14 protein-coding genes and 1 pseudogene are annotated in these 19602 nt (G+C 71.4%); 11 read left to right on the top strand and 4 right to left on the bottom strand.

Translation table 11 applies throughout. The annotated features are described in order from the left end of the window. The first annotated feature begins 74 nt into the window (after window positions 1–74). The 3 genes from ACFWBT_RS24935 to ACFWBT_RS24945 are packed head-to-tail and all read left to right on the top strand — an operon-like array spanning window position 75 to window position 5281. Window positions 75–1685: a tetratricopeptide repeat protein gene (locus ACFWBT_RS24935; protein WP_385704108.1), complete on the top strand. Its 1611-nt coding sequence runs from the start codon at window positions 75–77 to the stop codon at window positions 1683–1685. Continuing rightward, the gene (locus ACFWBT_RS24940) at window positions 1682–3595 is read left to right on the top strand and encodes a sulfite exporter TauE/SafE family protein (protein ID WP_385704110.1); all 1914 of its coding nucleotides are present in this window, start codon (window positions 1682–1684) and stop codon (window positions 3593–3595) included. Before ACFWBT_RS24935 ends, ACFWBT_RS24940 begins: the two co-directional genes overlap by 4 nt. 45 nt (window positions 3596–3640) lie before the next feature. Continuing rightward, window positions 3641–5281 (top strand): protein kinase, encoded by a 1641-nt coding sequence (locus ACFWBT_RS24945; protein WP_385704112.1) that lies wholly within the window; start codon window positions 3641–3643, stop codon window positions 5279–5281. 90 nt (window positions 5282–5371) lie between these two features. Here the strand turns inward: ACFWBT_RS24945 and ACFWBT_RS24950 are convergent, their stop codons facing one another. Beyond that, window positions 5372–6178 (bottom strand): SGNH/GDSL hydrolase family protein, encoded by an 807-nt coding sequence (locus ACFWBT_RS24950; RefSeq protein ID WP_385704115.1) that lies wholly within the window; start codon window positions 6176–6178, stop codon window positions 5372–5374. Window positions 6179–6516: 338 nt separating this feature from the next. Between ACFWBT_RS24950 and ACFWBT_RS24955 the strand changes: the two genes are divergently transcribed. From ACFWBT_RS24955 to ACFWBT_RS24975, 5 genes are all read left to right on the top strand, one after another. Beyond that, complete coding sequence (locus ACFWBT_RS24955; protein WP_385704117.1) at window positions 6517–6960, top strand: hypothetical protein; 444 nt, start codon at window positions 6517–6519, stop codon at window positions 6958–6960. A 493-nt stretch (window positions 6961–7453) separates the two neighbouring features. After that, on the top strand, window positions 7454–8272 hold the full coding sequence (locus ACFWBT_RS24960; RefSeq protein ID WP_385704119.1) for a glycosyltransferase family 2 protein: 819 nt from the start codon (window positions 7454–7456) through the stop codon (window positions 8270–8272). Beyond that, entirely contained in the window at window positions 8269–9282 is a 1014-nt protein-coding gene (locus tag ACFWBT_RS24965; protein WP_385704121.1) for a glycosyltransferase family 2 protein, read from the top strand. Before ACFWBT_RS24960 ends, ACFWBT_RS24965 begins: the two co-directional genes overlap by 4 nt. Next, on the top strand, window positions 9279–10076 hold the full coding sequence (locus tag ACFWBT_RS24970; protein ID WP_385704123.1) for a polysaccharide deacetylase family protein: 798 nt from the start codon (window positions 9279–9281) through the stop codon (window positions 10074–10076). Before ACFWBT_RS24965 ends, ACFWBT_RS24970 begins: the two co-directional genes overlap by 4 nt. Continuing rightward, complete coding sequence (locus ACFWBT_RS24975) at window positions 10069–13926, top strand: lipopolysaccharide biosynthesis protein (protein ID WP_385704126.1); 3858 nt, start codon at window positions 10069–10071, stop codon at window positions 13924–13926. The genes ACFWBT_RS24970 and ACFWBT_RS24975 overlap by 8 nt, the downstream gene beginning before the upstream one ends. Window positions 13927–14015: 89 nt before the next feature. Here ACFWBT_RS24975 and ACFWBT_RS24980 read toward each other — a convergent pair whose 3' ends face one another. Then, on the bottom strand, window positions 14016–15443 hold the full coding sequence (locus ACFWBT_RS24980; RefSeq protein ID WP_385704157.1) for a xylan 1,4-beta-xylosidase: 1428 nt from the start codon (window positions 15441–15443) through the stop codon (window positions 14016–14018). Between the two features lie 166 nt (window positions 15444–15609). Here ACFWBT_RS24980 and ACFWBT_RS24985 point away from each other — a divergent pair, with 166 nt between their 5' ends. Then, window positions 15610–16704, top strand: coding sequence for a DUF5925 domain-containing protein (locus ACFWBT_RS24985; RefSeq protein WP_385704129.1), 1095 nt, complete (start codon window positions 15610–15612; stop codon window positions 16702–16704). An 82-nt stretch (window positions 16705–16786) separates the two neighbouring features. Here the strand turns inward: ACFWBT_RS24985 and ACFWBT_RS24990 are convergent, their stop codons facing one another. After that, window positions 16787–17158 carry a GntR family transcriptional regulator gene (locus tag ACFWBT_RS24990; protein WP_385704131.1) on the bottom strand — a complete coding sequence of 124 codons (372 nt, stop codon included), beginning with the start codon at window positions 17156–17158 and terminating at the stop codon, window positions 16787–16789. A 95-nt stretch (window positions 17159–17253) separates the two neighbouring features. Between ACFWBT_RS24990 and ACFWBT_RS24995 the strand changes: the two genes are divergently transcribed. Together ACFWBT_RS24995 and ACFWBT_RS25000 are read left to right on the top strand one after the other, a co-directional pair. Then, the gene (locus tag ACFWBT_RS24995; RefSeq protein ID WP_385704134.1) at window positions 17254–18183 is read left to right on the top strand and encodes a GNAT family N-acetyltransferase; all 930 of its coding nucleotides are present in this window, start codon (window positions 17254–17256) and stop codon (window positions 18181–18183) included. Continuing rightward, window positions 18164–18664, top strand: a complete 501-nt coding sequence (locus ACFWBT_RS25000) for a DUF402 domain-containing protein (protein ID WP_385704136.1) — start codon at window positions 18164–18166, stop codon at window positions 18662–18664. The genes ACFWBT_RS24995 and ACFWBT_RS25000 overlap by 20 nt, the downstream gene beginning before the upstream one ends. A gap of 200 nt (window positions 18665–18864) precedes the next feature. On the opposite strand, the pseudogene ACFWBT_RS25005 reads toward ACFWBT_RS25000, so the two are convergent. Next, window positions 18865–19475: pseudogene (locus tag ACFWBT_RS25005) on the bottom strand (class I SAM-dependent methyltransferase). Window positions 19476–19602 lie beyond the last annotated feature (127 nt).

Below are 19602 nucleotides of genomic sequence, written 5' to 3' on the forward strand. Positions count from 1 at the left end.
CACCCCCCACCGTGCGGGCCGCGCCGCCCCACCCCCCACAACGACCGTTCCGCCAAGGACTTTGAGGAGAGGGCATGTCCCCGCGTACGAACGACAACGCGACGCCGGACGCCGAGAAGGCCACGCCCGACGAGAGCACCGTGGGAGCCATGCCCGCCGAGAACACCGCGGAAGCAACACCCGCCGGGGACACGGCGGAAGCGACAACCGCTGAGGGCAAGGCGGAAGCCGCGTCCGGCGACAGCATCCCGACAGCCGACTCCGGCGAGGACACCGCGGACGCCGCGGACGCCGCGGACGCCGCGGAGATGCCCGATGAGCGGGTGGCCGCCGTGCGCCGGCTGTCGGCGTCGCAGCGGCGCTGGCGGACGGCTCAACTCGGCTTCTGTGCCGCCGCCTTGGCCGTCGCCATGACCGCCGGCGCGGTGGTGCTCGGGGCCCTGCGGGACGGCGGCACGACACCCGCCGTCGCGACCGTGTCCAACGGCGTGTCACCGCAGTTGCTCGCGAGCGGCGATCTCGACGCGAGCATCGCGTCCCTCCAGGCCCATCTCCGCACCCAGCCCAAAGACTTCGGCGGCTGGTCGACGCTCGGCCTCGCCTATGTGGAACAGGCCCGCACCAAGGGCGACCCCTCCCGCTACCCGCAGGCACAGGAAGCTCTCGACCGCTCGCTGAAACTGCGCCCCGACTACGACCCCGCACTCGCCGGACGCGCCGCACTCGCCGCCGCCCGGCACGACTTCACCGGCGCCCTGAAGTACGCGGACCTCGCGCTGAAGCAGAACCCCTACAGCGAGCGCGCCCTCTCCTCACGGATCGACGCACTCGTCGAACTCGGCCGCTACGACGAGGCGTCGAAGGCGGCCGACCTCGCCGACTCGCGTCGGCCGGGCGTCCCCGTCTTCACCCGGTACGCCTACGTCCACGAGCTGCGCGGCGACGTGAAGACCGCCCGACGGGTCCTGCGCCAGGCGCTCGCCACCGCGACCAGCCGCGGCGACATCTCGTACGTGGCCACCGCGCTCGGCCAACTGGCCTGGAGCCAGGGCGAGTACGACGCTGCCCTCACCTACTTCGCACGGGCGCTCGCCGCCGACGACGGCTATCTCCCGGCCCTCGAAGGCCGGGCCCGCACGCAGGCCGCGCAGGGAGACGGCGCGGCGGCCATCAAGGGGATGGAGCAGGTCGTGCAGCGCTACCCGCTTCCGCAACCCCTCGTCGAACTGGGCGAGTTGTACGAGGCCCGCGGGAAGGCGGGCGACGCGCAGAAGGCCCGCGACCAGTACACGCTGGTGAACGCCTGGGTCTCCCTGGCCCGCGCCAACGGCGTCGACGCCGACCTCGACACCGCGCTGGCCGCCGCCGACCACGGTGACCGCACGGCCGCGCTGAAGGCGGCCCGCGACGAGTGGGCCCGCCGGCACACCGTGCACACCGCGGACGCGCTCGCCTGGGCGCTGCACGTGTCGGGCCGCGACGCGGAGGCCCTGCCGTACGCCCGCAGGGCCACGGCGACGGGCTACCGCAACGCGTCCTTCCTCTACCACCTCGGCGTCATCGAGCAGGCCACCGGCCACACCGGGAAGGCGCGCACCGCGCTGAGGTCGGCCCTGGACCTGAACCCCGGGTTCTCGCCGCTGGGCGCCCGCGAAGCCCGTACGGCACTGGAGGCCGCGCAGTGAGGGCACCTCGATTCCTCGCCGTCTGCGGAACGATCCTGACCGCGGCCTGCGCGCTCGTGCTGGTCCCCTCGGGGCAGGCGAGCGCGCATCCACTCGGCAACTTCACCGTCAACCGGTACGACGGACTGGTCGTCGCCCCCGGGCAGTTGCGCGTCGATCACGTCGAGGACCTGGCGGAGATCCCCGCCACCCAGGCCAAGCCCGCCATCGACAGGCTCGGGATGGCCGACTGGGCCCGGCAGCGGTGCGCGAGCGCGGCGAGCGGCAGCAAGGTGACCGTCGGCGGGCACACGGTGGCGCTCACCGCCGGCGCGAGCCACGCACGCGTGCGCCCGGGGCAGGCGGGGCTCAGCACCCTGCGCGTGGAGTGCCGGTTGACGGCGCCCCTGCCCAGGAACGACACGGTCACCGTGGGCTTCCACAGCGCGGGCGCCGACCGGGGCCCCGGCTGGCGCGAGATCACCGCCCGTGGCGACCGGACGACTCTCACCTCCTCGGACGTACCGGCGAAGTCGGTGTCGGCGGAGCTGACCCGGTATCCCAAGGCGCTGCTCTCCTCGCCGGCCGACACCGCCACCGCGTCGCTGCGGGTCCGCCCCGGCGGGCCCGCCCTCGTCGAGGAACGGCGCGACGCCCCGGCCGCCTCCGTGCTCCCGCGCGGCGCAGACCGCTGGACCGAGGCCCTGAACAATCTGGTGGCCCGTCATGACCTCACGTTCGGCTTCGCCGCGCTGGCCCTGGTCATCGCCGTCGCCCTGGGTGCCATGCACGCGCTCGCGCCGGGCCACGGCAAGACCCTGATGGCCGCGACCGCGGCGGCGCGCGGGGGCCGGGCCCGGATGAAGGACGTGCTGCCCCTGGCCGCCTCCGTGACGGTCACCCACACCCTCGGAGTCGTCGCACTCGGCCTCCTGGTCACGGCGGGCTCGGCCGCGGCCCCCTCCGTGATCGCCTGGCTGGGTGTGTCGAGCGGTGTCCTGGTGACCCTGGCGGGCGCCACTCTCCTGCGCCGGGCATGGCGCAACCGGCCCCGCGCGGCCGGGCACACGCACGACCACCACGACCACAGCCACGACCACGACCACGACCACGACCACGGACATTCGCACGGCACGGGCCACGCACACGAGCCCGCACACGAGCACGGCCACGCACACGAGCACGGCCAGGACCGGACCCCGGCCCACGACCACGACCACGTGCCGGGTCGCACGCACGACCACGAGCACACCCCCGCCCACCGGCATGCACACGACCATGACCAGGACCATGACCACGCTCACGACGACGAACACGCGCGGGTGCCGCACCGGCACGCCGACCGCTCCGTACGCCCCCTGGTACTGACCCACGCCACCACGTCGGTGACGACGAGCGCCCCCACCACCACCGCACCCCAACCCCACGCCCACGCCCACCCGCACCCGCACCCGCACCCGCACCCGCACCCGCACCCGCACGACCACGACCACGACCACGACCACGCTCACCGTTCAGGCAAGACCCCCCGCTCCCGCTCCCTCGAACACACCCACGGCGGCTTCACGCACACCCACGAGATCGCCCCCACCCTCCGTGGGACGATCCTGCTCGGCTTCGCCGGTGGGCTGGTCCCCAGTCCGTCGGCGGTCGTCGTGCTCGTGGGCGCCGCGGCCCTCGGACAGGCCTGGTTCGGCCTTCTTCTCGTTCTCGCGTACGGCGTCGGGCTCGCCCTGACGCTGACGGCGGCCGGGTTCGCCGTCGTCAAGCTCGGCGGCGGGATGACCCGGGCCCTGGCCAGGCGTCCTCGGTGGGCCGAGGGGCGCCTCGTCCTCCTGGTCCGCAGGACCGCACCCCTGGGATCGGCGTTGATCGTCGTAGCCCTTGGGGCTGGATTGGTGTTCAAGGGGGCGGCATCCGTACTCGGTTGAGCTACTTTTGTGGAGAAATCGCGCGGATGCGAATGGGGGACGCACGTGTCCGAAGATCCGGGCAGTGAACGTGTGATCGCGGGGCGCTACCGGCTGCTCTCGCCCTTGGGCGAAGGCGGCATGGGAACGGTGTGGCGCGCCCGCGACGAGGTGCTGCAGCGCGAGGTCGCCGTGAAGGAGGTCCGCGCCCCGGCCGGGCTTCCGACATCCGAGGTCGAGCGGATGTACGCGCGCCTGGAGCGGGAGGCGTGGGCGGCCGCCCGTATCTCCAACCGCAATGTGGTGACGGTCTATGACGTGGCCACACAGGACGGCCGGCCCTGGATCGTGATGGAGCTGATCCGCGGCATCGCCCTCTCCGATCTGCTGGACGCCGAGGGGCCGTTGACGCCGGAGCGCGCCGCCCACATCGGCGCCGAGGTGCTCGCCGCGCTGCGCGCCGCGCACGAGGCGGGGGTCCTGCACCGGGATGTGAAACCGGGCAACGTGCTGATGGCGAACGACGGACGGGTCGTCCTGACGGACTTCGGCATCGCGACGGTCGAGGGCAGCTCCGCCCTGACCATGACGGGCGAGGTCATCGGATCACCCGAATTCCTGGCCCCGGAGCGGGCGTTGGGTCGCACCCCCGGCCCCGAGTCGGACCTCTGGTCGCTCGGGGTGCTGCTGTACGCGGCGGTCGAGGGAAACTCGCCCTTCCGGCAGAACACGCCGCTGAGCACCTTGCGGGCCATCGTCGACGAGCCGCTGCCGGTGCCCCGTCGCGCCGGCCGGCTCACCCCCGTCCTCGAGGGGCTGCTGGCCAAGGACCCGGCCGAGCGGACGAGCGCCGACTCCGCCGAGCACCAGCTGCGTGCCGTAGCGGCGGGGGGCACGGCGCCCACGCGGTCCGCGGTCGCTGCGCCGACGCCCTCCGACACACCGACGATCGGGGCGTTCAACCAGCCGTCCCCGGCCTCGCCGACACCGCCCCGGGGGTTCGGCCCGCCTCCCGCGACCGTGCCCTCGGCGACACCTCCGGCGGAGCCCGACCGCAACCGTCGCGCGGCCGTCGCCCTGATCGCGGGCCTGGTCGCGCTGGCGCTCGCCCTCGGCGGGCTGACGTACGCGCTGCTGAACCGTGACGGCGGGCACGGCGGGAACAGCGGGCAGGGGACCACCGACAGTGGGAGTACCGGCAACTCCGACGGCGGGAACTCGGGCGGCGAGAAGAGTGAGAGCGGCAGTGCCACCGTCGGTGCGACCGGTGGCAAGAGTCCCTCCAGCAGCACTCCCGGGGGCGGACGTTCGACGACCGCTCCGCCCGCGCAGTCGGTGCGGGTGACGGTCTCGGGTCACCACACCGACTACAAGGGCGCCTGCCCGCCGCCCGCCACGGAGGCTCCGTCGTTCACGGCGACCTTCACGGTGGGTCGCGTGCCGGTGGATGTCGAGTACCGCTGGGTCACGAAGTCCGGTGATGTGACCGATCCGAGCTGGAAGACGCTCACGTTCCCCGCGGGCGGCGGCAGGACGCAGCAGAAGACGGTGGTGGCGACGACGTACGACGCGAGCGGGACGTTCTCCAACGAGATCAGCGTGGAGGTGCGCGGCCCGGTCAAGGCGACGTCCAACTCGGTTCCGTTCACGATCACTTGTGTGACGGAGACCCCGACGGACGGGGCCTCCGCCTCCGCATCCCCCTGACAGGGATGACGATGTCCCTCAGCGGGGCGGTCGTTCTCCCCCGAGGGGACGGGTGCTTTCTCGAAGGGTTACGGAGCGGGTGTCCGGAGGTCAGACGGCTCCGGTGAAGGCGGGCAGATAGCCGCCGGACTGGCCGGCCGCGGTCGGGTGGTACGACTCGCCGATGTTCAGCCAGTTCAGGCTGTGCAGCCAGGCGTCGCCGGAGCAGATCTCATGGCCGGTGAAGGTGCCCCTGACATCGGCGAAGCTGAAGCCGTGGGCGGCGGCACGCCGTGCGGTCGCGCTGTCCAGGTAGTCGGCCGCGCCGTTGATCGCGGACCGTTCGGTCTCCGAAAGTCCGGTCAGGCAGCTGCCGCTGAGCTTGTAGAAGCGGGGGTAGCCGATGACGACCACATGGGCGGCCGGGGCCTTCGCGCTGATCGCCGAGTAGACGGAGTCGAGCTTGCCGGGGAGCGTGGAGTCGACGTACGCCTTCGCCGTCGCGATGCGCGAGAGGCAGGAGCTCTCGGACTGCAGGACGCAGGTCGTCATGACGTCGGAGAATCCGGCGTCATTGCCGCCGATGCTGATCGAGACGAGGCCCGTGGAGGAGCTGAGCGGGCCGAGCTGATTCGCCGTGACATCACCCGTACGAGCGCCCGAGCAGGCGGTGAAGGCGAACGACGAGGGTGAATGAGCGGCGCTCCAGAGATAGGGGTACGCCTTCGTGCTGCGCTTGCAGTCGCCGCTGGAGCTGATGTAGCTCCCGGCGCCGACACCGGAGGAATAGGAGTCTCCCAGCGCCACATAGCCGGTGGCCGCCGCGGTTCGCGCCTGCGCTGTCGCCGCCCCGGTGAGGGCGAGGCCGACGGCGAGGAGGAGTGAGGTCACGTATGCCGTAATTCGGGAACGTCTCATGGAACCTCCCTTTAGCAGGATCTCTGCCACAACGTTCGTAGCAGCTACGCGTGTTGACAGGAAGTGTCCATGCCAAGACTTTTCGGGCCCCCACCAGCGACTCCGCCCCTGTTCACCGCATATGTCGTTACATGTCCATGACGGTTCGATGACAGGGATTGACGGATCGTCAACTCTGGTTCAAGGGCGCGTAGTTGCCGACGAAAAGCGACAACTCCGGAAGGGTGTGATCGGAGACGGCCGAGAAGCCCGGGAACGCCGTCCGCATCTTGACGTCCGCAGGCCCGCTGGGACACATTGAAGCCCGGCATCCGGCACTTCGGGGGGCAAAGTCGCCCATGCAGACCATAGGGATCAAGACATCTCCATACGACACCGCGGAGCGGTCGCGGCCAGGTCCGGGGAGGGACCTCCTGCCGCTGCTCGCGGGCGCCGCGACCGTCGTCGCGGGTGTCGGCGCGTATCTGGCGCTCGCCGACGCGAACTCGCCCCTGCGCGGTCCGTTCACCCTGTTCTTCCTGCTCGCGGCACCGTCGGCCGCCATCGCGGCCGCGCTGCGCGGGCTGGAGCCCTTCGGCCGCGTCCTCGCGTCCGTCGCCGGAGCGGTCACCCTGAACATGCTGGTGGCCCAGGGCATGCTCGCCGTCCACCGATGGTCGGTTCCCGGCGGGATCGTGACCGTGGCCGCACTCAGTTCGCTGATTCTCCTGCTGGTGTCGGCGCGGCGATGGCGCCGTCGCGCGACGGCCGGACGGACCCCTGACGCGTCGGGGCCGGACTGACGAAGACTCCCCGAGGGCACGGCACTTCCGCGTGCCCTCGGGGTGGGTGGTGACACCCGGCCGGAGCCGTACGAGCCGGCCTGCGGGATCCTCAAACGGATGGGGAAAATCCGTTCGAGGCGTCGTGTAACGGTCAAACCAACAAAAACGTGAGGCCTCGTTCCAGGTCTTGCCATACAGACTCATTCGTCAATACCGTCGTACATCTCACCCGCATCGGTCCATCATCAGCGGCTCTAGGGGAGGGCTCAAGGACCGCGATGGTTCCCGGCGCGGGGCGCGGTTGGGGGGTGCCGTACTCGGTGACCAGACCTGTGCCGAGTCGTGCCGCGCGACCGGCTTCTCTCTTCGGAGCCGGCCAGCTTTGCCAACTCACCCGGCATGCACGGAGATCCATTTCGGCATGCCGTCAGTGAGAACCCCCCTTTCGAACCGGACAAAGAACCGGACCGCCCAGGGGCGGGCGGTCCACCGGACGAGAGGGACCAGACTCATGAGCTCAGTCCTGCGCCCAGCGATCTCGGGCGATGATCCGTTCACGGCCGCCAAGTACCGGCCCATCTCTTCTCACCTGGCCATCGCGCCACCGGTGAGCGTCGTGATTCCCGCCATGAACGAGGCGGAGAATCTCCCCTACGTCTTCAAGACACTTCCCTCGTGGATACACGAGGTGGTTCTTGTGGACGGCAACTCCACCGACAACACCGTCGAAGTGGCCCGTGAGCTGTGGCCTGACGTCAAGGTCGTCGAGCAGCGCGGAAAGGGCAAGGGAGACGCCCTGATCACCGGGTTCGAGGCGTGCACCGGCGACATCATCGTGATGGTCGACGCGGACGGCTCGGCCGACGGCCACGAGATCGTGTCGTACGTCTCCGCGCTGGTGTCCGGGGCGGACTTCGCCAAGGGCTCCCGCTTCGCGAACGGCGGCGGCACATCCGACATGACGCCGATCCGCAAGCTCGGCAACCGCGTGCTCTGCGCGACCGTCAACGCCAAGTTCGGCGCCCGCTACACCGATCTCTGCTACGGATACAACGCGTTCTGGCGGCACTGCCTCGACAAGATCGAACTCGACTGCACCGGCTTCGAGGTCGAGACCCTGATGAACATCCGGGTGGTCAAGGCAGGGCTCAAGGTGCAGGAGATCCCGAGCCACGAGTACCTCCGCATCCACGGCACGAGCAATCTGCGCGCCGTGCGGGACGGGCTGCGCGTGCTCAAGGTGATCCTCAAGGAGCGGTCCAACCGGCGTGCGCTGCGCCGCAGGCCGCACGCCGCCCAGCTCGACTCCGGCCGGGGAGAGGTGTCTTGAGCACGCAGGACATCTCCGTGGTGATCTGCGTCTACACCGAGGACCGCTGGGAGGACATCCTCGCGGCGGTCTCCTCGGTGCGGGCGCAGTCCCTGCGCGCCCTGGAGACGCTGCTGGTCGTGGACCACAACACCGTCCTCCTGGAGCGGCTGACCAGGGAGTACAAGGAGACCGAGGGGGTGCGGGTGCTCGCCAACGCGGGCCCCCGGGGCCTGTCCGCCGGCCGCAACACCGGGATCACCGCCTCGCGCGGGGCCGTCATCGCGTTCCTCGACGACGACGCCGTCGCCGAACGGGACTGGCTGCGGCACTTCGCCGAGGGCTACGCCGACCCGCGGGTGATGGCCGTCGGCGGCCGCACCCTGCCCATCTGGGCCTCGGGCCGCCGCCCGGCCTGGTTCCCCGAGGAGTTCGACTGGGTGGTGGGCTGCACGTACAAGGGTCTGCCGCCGGGCCGCGTACGGGTCCGCAACGTCCTGGGCGGCAACGCCTCCTTCCGCCGGACGGCGTTCGACGCGGCGGGCGGCTTCGCGACCGGCATCGGCCGGGACGGCGACAAACGCCCGCTGGGCTGCGAGGAGACGGAGCTGTGCATCCGTCTCAGCCGTGCCCGGCCGGACGCGATCCTGCTGATCGACGACCGCGCGGTCATCCACCACCGGGTGCCCGAGGCCCGCGAGCACTTCGGCTACTTCCGTACCCGCGCCTACGCCGAAGGGCTGTCCAAGGCCCTGGTAGCCCGAAGTGTCGGCGCGGGCAAGGGACTCGAGTCGGAGCGCCGCTACACGACCCGGGTGCTGCCGGCCGGAGTGCTGCGCGGGCTGCGGGACGCCGCCCTGGCGCGTCCGGGCGGCGCGGGCCGTGCGGGCGCGATCGTCGCCGGGGTACTGACCGCGGCCGGGGGGTACGTACTCGGGAGCCTCCGGGCCCGCCGGAGCGGCGCCGCGTTCTCCGTGGTCTCCGTCGCGGCGGTCGAGGGGGTTCCGGTCGACGAGGGGGCGGCGGCATGAGCGAACCGGTACCGATCCTGATGTACCACTCGATCGCGCGGTCGCCCAACGAAGCGACCCGCGCGCTGTCCGTCTCCCCCGAGGCGTTCGCCGAGCAGATGGCGCTGCTCGACGACCGCGGCTTCACACCCGTCGACACCGCGCGGCTGGCGTCGAGTTGGCGCTCGGGCGGTCCGCTGCCCGCGCGCCCCGTCCTGATCACCTTCGACGACGGCTACGAGGGCGTGCACCTGCACGGACTGCCCGCGCTCGCCAAATACGGCTTCGCGTCCACCCTGTTCGTCTCGACGGGGTGGATCAGGGGCGCGTACGACACCGGGGGCGGCCTCGACGCCATGCTCGACTGGGACCAGGTGCGCCGGCTCGCCGGGGAGCGGATGGAGATCGGCGGGCACAGCCACACCCATCCGCAGCTCGACCGGATCGCGGACGACGCGCTCTGGTCCGAGCTGCTGCGCTGCAAGGAGATCATCGCCGACGAACTGGGCGCCCGCCCGGTCTCGTTCGCGTACCCGTACGGCTACTCCAGCTCACGCGTGCGCCGTACGGTGCGTGAGGCGGGGTTCGCCCAGTCGCTCGCCGTCGGCAACGGTCTCGCACGCCGACGTCAGGGCCCGTACGCCCTGCAGCGCGTCACCGTGCGCCGCACGACCGGTATCGAGGAGTTCGAGCGGCTGGTCAAGGGCCGCGCGATCGCCCGCACCTTCGCCCGGGACCGCGCCCTCACCAAGGGGTACGCCATGGTCCGAAGAGCACGACAGGTCCGCCGGAAGGCCATCCGTTCCCGTGTCTGACACGACGACCACGACCCAGGCTTCCACGCCCACGACCGAGGCACCCGAGCGGCGGCCGGGACGCCGCCTCCGCCTGCCCGGCAGGGGCCGCAAGGAGGGCGGCGGAGGCAGCCAGCTGTTCCGCAACGCCTACGCCCTGATGCTCAACACCGGGATCTCCGCGGTGCTCGGGCTCGGGTACTGGCTGATCGCCGCCCGCTACTACACCGACGCGGCGGTCGGTCAGGGCTCCGCCGCGATCGCCGCGATGAAGCTCCTCGCCGGCGTGACCGCGGTGACGCTGACGGGCGCGCTCGCCCGCTTCATCCCGGTCGCGGGGCGTGCCACCGGACGGCTCATCTTCCGTACGTACGCGGGCAGTTCGGTGGTAGTGGCAGTGGCCGCCGGGGTCTTCCTGCTCACCCTGAACCTGTGGGGACCCTCGTACCGCTTCCTGCACGGCCCGCTCCACGGGCTCGGCTTCGTCATCGCGGTCGTCGCCTGGTCGCTGCTGACGCTGCAGGACGGCGTGCTGACGGGGCTGCGCAGCGCGCTGTGGGTGCCGGTGGGCAACACCGTGTTCTCCGCGGTGAAGCTGGTGCTGCTGGTCGCCCTGGCCGCGGCGCTGCCCACCTCGGGCGTCTTCGCCTCCTGGGTCGCCGCGATCGCCCTGTCTGTGGTGCCGCTCGGACTGCTGGTGTTCCGGCGGCTGGTCCCCCGGCATGTGAAGGCGACGAAGGACCACGCCGAGCCGCCGACGCTCAAGCAGGTCGGCCGCTTCCTCGCCGGCGACTACACCGGCTCCCTGTTCTCGCTGGCCGTCGTCTATCTCGTCCCGGTGATCGTGGCGTCGCAGGTCAGCTCCGCCGACAACGCGTACTTCTACATCACCACCACCATCGGCGGCACGGTCAACCTGCTCGCCATCAACATGGGCGCCTCGCTGACCGTCGAGGGATCGCACGACCCGGCGCGGCTGGCCGCCAACACCCGGGCCGCCCTCAAACGCATGGCCCGGATCATGCTGCCGGTGTGCGGACTGCTGTTCCTCGGCGCCCCGTTCATCCTGCAGGTGTTCGGCGACGGCTACGCGCACGCGGCCACCCCGCTGTTGCGCTGGTTCGCCGTCGGCGCGCTGCTGCGGGTGGTCATGGAGACGTACTTCGCCGTCCTGCGCGCCCAGAGCCGCACCTCGGGACTCGCCTATCTCCAGGGCCTGTTGTGCCTGCTCGTGCTCGGCCTCACGGTGATCCTGCTGCCGCGTATGGGCCTGACCGGCGCGGGCGTCGCCGAGATCTCCAGCCTCGCGGTGATCGTGGCGATCGCCGCGCCCAAGCTGTTCAAGATCGTACGCAGCGCCCCGCCGGCCCCGCTGCCCGAGGACGCGGCGCCGGACGGGGACCTCGCCGACCTGGGGGCGCGCGAGGTCGCCGCGGCGGAGCCCCGTGAGCCGAGGCGCGGCCCGGCCTGGGCCCTCGACTCCGACACCCTCGCCCTCGGCCTCCACATCGACTTCGACCACCAGGAACGCAGGCCCGACGTCCGCCCGGGGCCCGGCACCCCGCCGACCGGGACACCCGCGGTGCGGCGCCCGACGTGGGCGCGGCGGCAGCCGTCCGTGGGTCTGCCGGTCGAGGCCCGCGAGCCGGGCTCGGAGGCGTCGTTGGGCCCGTCGGAGACACCGGAGGTCGACGCCCCCTTCGATGCGCGGGGCCCCGGGAACGCCTCGTCCGGGGCGCGGAGCACGGCGTCCGGCGACTCGCCCGCCGAAGCCCGGCGGGCCGCAGAGGGCCGGCCGGCCACCGACGACCGGCGGCCACCGAGCGACCCGCCCCTGTCCCTGCGCGAGCGCGTCCTGCATCCGTCGAAGCCCGGCGTCGTCCTCGGCTGCCTCCTGATCTCGGCGCTGCTCCTGTACTGGGTTCCGGTGCTGAGCCTCGACGACGGTTCCCTGGCGCGCATGGGCGGCCTCGGCCTGGTCTCGGTGCTCCCGCTCCCGACCCTGATCGGCGCGGCCCTGCTGGTCACGGTGTTCGCGTCCCTGCTCTGGATGAACAGCGAGCACCGGGGCCTGCTGCTGATCACGCTGCTCGCGACGGTCGTGTCCCTGCACGCGCTGCCGGCCGTCATCGAGACCGAACCACGGTTCGCGACCGCCTGGCAGCACCTCGGGTTCCTGGACTACATCGACCGCACGGGGTCCGCCGTACCGGACCTGGACGCCCGCTGGAGCTGGCCCGGCTTCTTCGCCGTGGCCGCGTTCGTCGCGAAGTCCTGCGGGGTCACCGACCTCTCCGAGGTCATCCGATGGTGGCCGCTGACGATCCAACTCCTCTATCTGGCACCGATGTTCCTGCTCGTCCGCTCGATGCGGGCGAGCTGGCGCGCGAAGTGGACGGGCATCTGGTTCTTCGCCCTCTGCGCCTGGGTCGGCCAGGACTACTTCTCCCCGCAGGGCTTCACCTACCTGCTGTATCTCGTGTTCGTGGCGATCCTGCTCGTGTGGTTCCGGGCGCCGCGCATGCTGTGGGCGGTGCGGCGGCCGGGCGAGGCCGAGGTCGAGCCGACGGATCGCCGGCAGCGGGCCGTGCTGCTCGTGATCCTGATCGGGCTGTTCGCGGCCACCGTCCCGGCGCACCAGCTCACGCCGTTCGTGATGCTGGGCGTCCTCGCGGTCCTCGTCCTCGTCGGCCGCTCCGAACTGCGCGGTCTGCCCATCCTGTTCGCCGTCCTGGTCGCCGTCTGGGTCGGCTTCATGGCCGAGCCGTACTGGTCGGGCCACTTCGACGACCTGTTCGGAGGGGTCGGCGGCGTCGGCAGCAATGTGTCGACGTCGGTCTCCGGCCGTATCCAGGGCGGCAGTTCGACCCACAAGCTGGTGCTGTACACCCGAGTGCTGCTGGCCGGCGGGGTGATGGCCTTCGCCTGCTGGGGCTGGTGGCGGCGGCGCGACCACAAGTACCGCGAGCGGTCGCTGCTCGTCCTCACCTTCGTCCCGTTCCTCGGCTTCGGCATGCAGTCGTACGGCGGCGAGATGGCCCTGCGTGTCTTCATGTTCGCCGTCCCGGGCGCGGCGCTGCTCGCCGGGCTCGCCCTCTTCCCGCGGACCGGAGTCACCGCGAAGGAGCGCGAGAAGGACCGGGTGAGCCTCGCGCCGATCGCCGCCCTGATGGCGGGCCTGCTGCTCATGGGCGGCTTCCTGGTGGCCCGTTGGGGCAACGAACCGTTCGAGCGGATCAGGCCGGGCGAGGTCACGGCGATGAACTACGTGTACGCGCACGACGATCCGACGGTCCGGCTGCTGTGGCTGAGCAACGACACGGTCGACAACGTGACACCCGCGATGCCGTGGGGCGCCAGGGACATGGAGAAGGTGCAGTACGTGCCCACCCTCGCGCCCGCCGACCCGGTGCTGGTGTCCGGGCTCGTCAAGGCGCTCAAGGACGCGGGCCCGAACTCGTATCTGATGATCAATCGCAGCCAGGTGGTCTACCTCCAGCTGGACGTGGGCTATTCGGCGACCTGGGAGTCGCGGCTGATCACCAACCTCGACGACCGGCAGGAGCTGAAGAAGGTCCTGGTCAACGACGACGTCACGATGTACACGCTGCGCAAGCAGCCGGAAGGCGGGGTGCCGCGGGCCGAACCCGGTCCGATCGGGCCGCAGGTGACGTGGACGCCGTGGTCGGTCGTCGGCGGACTCGCCGCCATCGCCCTCGTCCTGCTGCTGACGGCACGGGAGGTCGTACGGGTCGCGGTGCGGCCCGGCGTACGGCAGTTGCAGTGGCTGCAGAGCAGCTTCTGGTTCTCGCTGCCCCTGCTGGCGGTCCTGCTGGCCTCACTGGTGCAGCGGTTCCTCACGATGAAATGAGGGCGGAGCGGTGCACACGGGTGAAGCGGCTCAACCGGGCCACCGGCGGAGCCACTTCACCTCGTTGCACTTCGTACGGCTCAACCGGACTACCGGCGGAGCCACCTCACCTCGTACGCGCCCATCTCGAACCGTTTCCCGTCGACCTTCGCGTCGATCGACCGGTCCAGGGTGTTGACCACGAGGACGGTCCGGTCGGAGGCGAGGACGCGCACGTTGGGCACGTCGTCCGCGGCGACGGAGACCTTGTCGTACGCCGTCCCCGGCGGGAACGCCTTGCCGAAGCGGGAGATCAGTTCGTACAGGGGGAGTTCCTTCCCCCCGCCCGCGGTGTCGGTCGGTGACCACAGACAGCCGGCGCAGGCCGGGCCCTTCTCCTTCTCCGGGTTCCAGTAGAAGCCGGAGGAGGCACCGCCCCTGACCATCGCGATCATCCCGCCGGCCTGGACGGCGACGCGGCGGGCCTCGGACCAGCCCTTGCGCTCGTCCTTGCCGTCGGCCGGTTCGACGTAGTACTCGGCCCACCACAGCGGCAGACCGTGCGTCCGCGCGCGCACCCACTTGCCGACGGCCGTGAACTTGTCGGTGGCCGCGAACTCGTCGGGCAGCATGTCGTCGTCGTTGGTGTAGCTGGAGCCGTCCACGACGACGAAGTCGGCGCCCGCCTTGTGCTCGTTCCAGTAGTCGAAGGCGTCGAGGACCCGCTGGTCCATGGCACCCCAGGCGCCCTTCACGGTCGGGGACGCGTCCTGGGTCTGACGTGGGTCGAAGCTGTCCATGACCAGGTAGGGACCGCCCACCATGATGTCCTTGTCGACCTTCTTCAGCGCCTTGTAGACCAGGTTGTAGAGCTTGGTGTAGCCCTCGTAGTCCCAGCGGCCCTCGCTGTCGTTCCAGAAGCCCTTGAACTCGTTCCAGACGATGAAGTGCCGTACGTCGGGATAGCGCTTGGCGACGGTCGCGGCGAGCGCGGCGAAGTCCGCGAAGTGGGACGGCTCCGGGGCCGTCTCCAGCGAGGACTGGCTCCAGTTCGTCTTGTCGGCACCGGACTTGCCGCCCTTCATCCAGTCCGGGGAGCAGCACAGCGTGACGATCGGGGTGCCGCCCGACCTGCGGATGAAGTCGATCCGGCTGTCCATCTCGGAGAAGTCGTAACGCCCCTCGGACGGCTCGGGGTTGCCCGCTCCCCAGCCCATGATGTGCTGGTTCTGCGGCAGCGACACCTGGTTCTCGCCCAGCAGGCCCTCGACCCGCTCGGTGGCGGCGTCACCGCCCTCGTCCGCGCTGAACTGGGTGTGGGTGAAGCCCCAGCCCACCTCCGGACGCGGCGACTCGGGCGGAGTGACCGGCGTGCCGTGCACCTTGTCCCCGTCACGGGTCGTGCCCGCGGTGCTCCCGCCGTCTCCCGGCAGGGTGTTGATCAGCGTCACCACCAGGGCCAGCACAGCGATCCCCACGCCGATCAGCGCGGTGAGGCGCCATCGTCCAGCCCCCGAATTCCACCCATGACGTCCCATCATGGGCCACAGTAACCGGGGGAATCCGGCGCGGGACAGATCTCGTTCACCACAGCCCTGTAACAGGACGGAAGGGATACACCGGAAGGGCGGCGCCACACGCGACACACGAGACGCACCGCGGAAACCGGGTGCACGGGGCGCCCGCGTGACAGATCATGGCGACATGTCTGCGAACCCACACGACGCTCTGCCGATCAGGCTCAACGTCGACGACAGCGACTCGCCGTCGGACGTCGTCGACGCGCTGTTCCTCGGTCGCTTCGCGACGGGCGAGCAGCCGCACTCGCACGCGGCGAACATCGACCGCGTACGGTCCGGGGCCACCCTGCTGCCCCCGGGCGCCCGGGTGCTGCGTTCCGCGCGCGACGACGACCGCAGCGCGACCCTCGCCGAGGGCGACGGCTGGACCCTGCTGGTGTCCCGCTGGAACCGGGGCGCCGACGTCACGGTGACCGCGACCAGCGTCGAGCTGGCCGAGAAGGTGCTGAAGCAGGCGACGGACGGCGCGACGGACGAGCCGGAACCGCAGCCGGAGAACGTGACGATGGGCTTCTGGTACGTGTCGCCGCGCCGCGGCCCGCACCGCACTACCCGGCAGATCTCGGCGGGTACGTGGGAAGAGGTCCGCCCCAACTACACGGCACCGGTGGCGGACGCCATGGACCGCCTGATGAAGACCACCCCGGAGGACATCGCGGGCCGTCTGCTGCTGCTCCACGGTCCGCCCGGCACCGGCAAGACCTCCGCCCTGCGTACGCTGGCCCGTTCCTGGCGCGACTGGTGCCAGGTGGACTGCGTGCTGGACCCCGAACGGCTGTTCTCCGACGTCGGCTATCTGATGGACATCGCGATCGGCGAGGAGGACGGCACGGGCAAGGGGCGCTGGCGGCTCCTGCTGCTCGAGGACTGCGACGAACTGATCCGCGGCGAGGCGAAGCACACAGCGGGCCAGGCCCTCTCCCGGCTGCTCAACCTCACCGACGGACTGCTCGGCCAGGGCCGCAACGTCCTCGTGGGCGTCACGACGAACGAGGACCTGGAGCGCCTCCACCCCGCCGTCGTCCGCCCCGGCCGCTGCCTCGCCCGGATCGAGGTCGGGTCGCTCACCCGCCGGGAGGCGGTGGGCTGGCTGGGCACCGAGGAGGGCGTCTCGCGCGAGGGCGCGACCCTCGCGGAGCTGTACGCGCTGCGCCGCGGCACGACACCGACATCGGTACCTGACCAGCGCGAGGGCGCGGACGCGGGCCTGTACCTGTGAGCGGCGCGCAGGACCCACGCGGGACGCGCACGACCGCCCGCGCTTCGGCTCGGACCCCGTCCGGAAGCGGGACCAGGAACGGCTAGGAACCCTCGAACGCCGCCCTCAGCGCATCCCGTACGGCGTCCAGGGCGGCGTCCTCGGTGAGTCCGAGCCGTCGCGCCCGGTCGGCGTAGGCCTGCGCGGCGGACGCGGCCTCGCGTGACGCGGCGTCCCCGGCGGCGGCGACGAACGTCCCGTTGCGGCCCCGCGTCTCGATCACCCCGTCCGACTCGAGGGCCCGGTAGGCCTTGGCGACGGTGTTGGCCGCGAGGCCGAGCGACTCGGCCAGCCCCCGTACCGTGGGCAGCTTGTAGCCGACCGGCAGCGAGCCGGACCGTGCCTGCTCGGAAATCTGGGCGCGCACCTGCTCGTACGGCGCGGCCCCCTCTGCGATGTGGATCTTCAGGGTCACGCAGCGATTGTCCCGTACCCGCGGAAGGCGAATCCGCCGTACCCGCCGGAAAATGAGAGGCATCCTCGCACGGCCCACGCGTAGCGTGCGATGCCATGACCGTGATCGTTCGTGAGCTGCGCCACGGGGACCCGGCGGACACCGCGGGCTTCGCCCGCATCCGTCACCAGGCCCTCCCTTTCATGCTCTTCACCCCCGAGTCCGTCGCCTACGACCTGGAGCAGGCCCATCCCGACTCCCACTACCAGCCGTTGCTGGCGGAGGAGGACGGCGAGCTGATCGGCACGGCGCAGGTGGGCCTCGTGTACGACAGCCCGGAACCCGGCCAGGGTTACGTCAACGTCTATGTGCACCCGGAGCGGACGGGGCGCGGCGCGGGTTCACTGCTGGCGCGCTCCGCCGAGGAGCGGCTCGCCGCCCTGGGCGCGACCCGGCTGCACGCCTGGGTGCTGGACGCGCCCGCGTACCGCGACTTCGCCGAGAAGCGGGGCTATCGCGCGGCCCGCTCCGCGCACTTCCTCCGCCTCGACCTGGAGAACGGCTCCCTGCCGCCGCTCCGGACCCCGCCACCGGGCGTGGAGTTGCGCAGCGCGGCGGACTTCGCGGACGACCCACGACCGCTGTTCGCGCTGGACGCGGAGACGCTCCTCGACGAACCGAGCGACGTCGACCGCGAGTTCACGGACTACGAGGCCTGGCTCACGGAGACCTGGCACCACCCACTGCTGAGCCATGAGCTCACCTCCGTCGCGCTCGTCGACGGCCGCCCGGCGGCGTTCAGCGCGGCCCGCACCGACGGCGGCACCCGCTACGGCACCGTGATGACGGGCACCGTCCGCGCCTTCCGGGGCCGGGGTCTCGCCAAACTGGCCAAGAACGACTCCCTGCACCGGGCCCGCGCGGCCGGCTTCACGGACGCGTTCACGGGCAACGACGCCGGCAACGAGCCGATGCTGGCGATCAACAAGTGGTTCGGTTACGAAATCTGCGCGACGGAGGTGAAGTATGTCCGTGACCTCGGCTGACACGCCCGGCTCGGTGGAGATCGTGCTCGTCAAGGCAGGCCGTAAGAAGATCAGTTACCCGGCCGAGCTGCTCGCCGACGACGGCACCAGGGTGGTCGTGCGCGCACCGTGGGCGGGCGACACCGCCCGCGACTTCGGCTTCGTACGGTTCGAGAAGGGCGATGTCTTCACCGAGTACTACTGGCGGGACCGCTGGTACGCGGTGAAGGAGGTCCGGGACTCCGCGGGCGTACGCAAGGGCTGGTACTGCGACATCACCCGCCCGGCCACCGTCTCCGGAGGCCGGCTGGTCGTCGAGGATCTCGACCTGGATCTGTGGCGCTCGGCCGACGGCGTGGACGTACTGCGCCTGGACGAGGACGAGTTCGCGGAGAGCGGCTTGGCGGCCACCGACCCGGCGGCCGCGGCCGCCGCCGAGAAGGCCCTGAACGAGCTCGAACACCTGGCCCGCGAGGGCGGCTTCGAAGCACTCCTGGCGTAGCCGGCGGCATCTGCCGAACGGGGTGGCCCAGGACCCAGGGGACTTGGGCCGGGGACCGACCCGGGAGACCCCGCGGACCTGGACCCCGGGGACCTGGACCCCGGGGCCTGGGCGGCCCAGCGAGTTCTGGCTCCTGATCCCCGGTCCCGGGTCCCGGGTCCTGGCTCCCGGGCATGGCCGACGTGGCCGGGCGGCGGCGCTCAGAAGGTGGCCACCACGGCGTACCGCTCGTCGTCGACGTCTCTCCCCCAGAGCCGCGCGTCGGCCGACAGCGGCTCCACGCGCAGGTCGGCGGCGTCCGCGGCCCCGGACATCAGAGGCCGGAGCAGGGTGGTCAGCCGCTCGGCGGACATGCCGACCGGGCTCACCGTCCCCCACACGCCCTCGACGAGCACCAGCCGCCCTCCCGGGCGCAGGAGTCCGCGCCAGTGCCGCAGCACGCGCTCGGGATCGGGCAGCGCCCACAGCACATGGCGGCTGAGCAGGACATCGAAGCGCTGCTCACCGACCGGTGGAACGCCGTGTCACGACCGGCCAGCTTGGCGCGGGCGAGGTCGATCATGGAGGGCGAGAGGTCGACCCCGGTGACCCGGTGCCCTCGCTCGGAGGCGATGAGTGACAGGCTGCCGGTTCCGCAGCCCACGTCGAGCACGTCGCTGGGTCGCTCGGGCAGCCATTCCCGCAGGCGGGCGGCCCAGGCGTCGCGGACCAGGGGGTCGCGCAGGCCGTGATCGGGCTCCTCGTCGAAGGTGACGGACTCCGCGTCCCAGTCGACGCCCGCCCCTGGATTCATGCCACTGTTACTCACCATGCGCCCCAGGGTGACACCCGCCACTGACAGTCGACGGGTGACCGCACCGACCATCGACAGGTGACCGCCGCCACAGACAGAACGCGACCGATGAGGAACTCTCCCCGAAAGGGTCTACCTCCGTGCA

It is taken from the genome of Streptomyces sp. NPDC060027 (assembly GCF_042737005.1).
Lineage (GTDB): Bacteria > Actinomycetota > Actinomycetes > Streptomycetales > Streptomycetaceae > Streptomyces.